Genomic DNA, 2,208 nt, shown 5'->3' with positions numbered 1-2,208 from the left:
CGGTAAAACCGCATTCTACTCTGCTATTGTACCAACTACTTGGAACATTCCAACTATGGGTCCTGCAACTGAAGGATTCCATCATGAGTTCGGTCCACATGTTATCAGAGCATACGACCCATGTTTATCATGTGCTACTCACGTAATGGTAGTTGACGATGAAGATAAATCCATTCTTAAAAACGAAATGGTGAGAATCTAAGTTTGGAGGAAAATTTAATGCCTTATCGTTCGGACATTATTGTTGTTGGATGTGGAAATATATTATTTAGGGATGATGGATTCGGTCCTATTCTCATAAATCTATTGCAGAAGTATTTTAATGATACCAACGATTATTATGATCCTGTTGTTACATCTTATGTAGAAGATGAATTTGATAAAGACATTTTAAACACAATACAAGAGAAATTTGAAGGTATATCATTGCCTGACGGTGTCCAGTTTGTTGACGGAGGAACTGCAGCTCCAACAAATTTTTTCCCGCTCTATGAAGAGTATGACTGGAAAAAATTAATAGTTGTGGATGTAGTTGAATTTAATGCAGAACCTGGAACTGTCGAAGTATTTGATCCTAATGTAATGCAAATAGGCAAATATGACAATCCTCATGGAATGACTGTTGAGGAACCTCTTCAGAAAATTTCCGAAAAATGTGAGGTTGTTGTCGTTGGCTGCAAACCAAAGGAAATTCCAACTCCGGATGTTAATATGGGTTTAACAGAACCTGTAGAAAAGGCAATTCCTAAAGCTATAGATATTATTTTAAATGAAATCGGGGTAAAATAATGTTTGATAAATTGAAAAAAGCTTTTGGCGGTTCATCTGAACCAGAAAAACCAAAAGTAGAGAAAAAAGTTGAAGCTGCTCCTGCAAAAGAAGAAGTTAAAGCAGAAGCACCTGCAAAAACTGATGCTCCAGCTAAACCACGTATCGGTTACATACACTTAAGTGGTTGTACTGGAGATGCAATGTCTTTAACCGAAAACTATGACATTTTATCTACTGTTTTAACTGATATGGTTGATATTGTATACGGACAAACCTTAGTCGACAAATGGATTCACGGTACTTTCGCAGAAGAAATGCCTGAAATGGATGTATGTTTAATTGAAGGATCCGTTTGTTTACAAGATGAACACAGTGTTCACGAACTTTTAACCGCAAGAGAAAAATCCGGTTTAATTGTTGCATTCGGTTCTTGTGCTGTTACCGGTTGTTTCACAACCTATGCACGTGGTGGTCAACAAGCACAACCTAAACACGAATCATACTTACCAATCAGTTCATTAGTAAAAGTAGATGCAGCACTTCCAGGATGTCCTGTAGCTCCTGAAATGATTGCTAAAACCGTTGTTGCTGTATGTGAAGGTGACTTAGATTACTTAAAACCAGCAATGGATTTAGCTGCATGTAACGCTGGATGTGGTTGTGACGTATTAACCAACGTAGTACGTCAAGGATTATGTTCTGGATGTGGAACTTGTGGTCTAGCTTGTCCAACAAGGGCAATGGGCTATTCTGAAGGTAGACCTAGCTGTGACAGAGACAGATGTATTAAATGTGGTACCTGTTATGTAATGTGTCCAAGATCATGGTTACCTGAAGGAAGAATTAAAAAGGAAACAGGACTTTAGGAGGATTGGATATGCCATTAGGTACTTATAAAGAAGCAGTATCTGCAAGATCTACTGATAGTAAAATTTTAGATGTATCACAAGATGGAGGAATTGTTTCAGCATTATTATGTTACGCAATCGATGAAGGTATCATTGAAGGTGCTGTCGTTGCTGGAACTCCTGATGATGATTGGAGACCTATTCCTACTGTTGTAACTTCATCTGACGAAGTTATCGCAGCTGCAGGAACTAAATATTCAATGTCCCCAACTTTATCCGCATTAAAAGACGCTGTACGTCAAAACGGTCTTGAAAAAGTCGGTGTAGTTGCAACTCCATGTCAAGTACAAGGTTTAAGAAAAGCTAAAGCTTATCCATTCACTAGATTCGTCACTGAAAAAGTAAACTTAATCATCGGTATCTACTGTATGGAAAACTTCCCAATGGCTTCTCTTGATACTTTCGCAACTTCCAAATTAGGATTTGACTCCTTAACCGAAGCTAGTAAAATGGACATCGGTAAAGGTAAATTCTGGTTAACTAAAGACGGTGAAGACAAAGGTTTAGCTATTAAAGAAACTCACGGATA

At 37.8% G+C, this 2,208-nt stretch carries 3 protein-coding genes and 1 pseudogene; all 4 read left to right on the top strand.

What is annotated here, in order from left to right; translation table 11 throughout:
• Positions 1–202: pseudogene (locus ACKI3Q_RS10765) on the top strand (coenzyme F420 hydrogenase subunit alpha); the annotation flags it as partial.
• 17 nt (positions 203–219) lie between these two features.
• Entirely contained in the window at positions 220–789 is a 570-nt protein-coding gene (gene frhD / locus ACKI3Q_RS10760) for a coenzyme F420-reducing hydrogenase, FrhD protein (RefSeq protein ID WP_407416588.1), read from the top strand.
• On the top strand, positions 789–1,637 hold the full coding sequence (gene frhG / locus ACKI3Q_RS10755) for a coenzyme F420 hydrogenase subunit gamma (RefSeq protein ID WP_407416587.1): 849 nt from the start codon (positions 789–791) through the stop codon (positions 1,635–1,637). The genes frhD and frhG overlap by 1 nt, the downstream gene beginning before the upstream one ends.
• Positions 1,638–1,648: 11 nt before the next feature.
• Positions 1,649–2,208 (top strand): coenzyme F420 hydrogenase/dehydrogenase beta subunit N-terminal domain-containing protein (locus ACKI3Q_RS10750; protein ID WP_407416586.1); only part of this gene is annotated, 560 nt, incomplete at its 3' end.

The organism is Methanobrevibacter sp., from assembly GCF_045636185.1.
GTDB lineage: Archaea > Methanobacteriota > Methanobacteria > Methanobacteriales > Methanobacteriaceae > Methanocatella.
The sequence above is the reverse complement of the archived record's forward strand: the minus strand, read 5'-3'. Positions and strand labels throughout refer to the sequence as shown.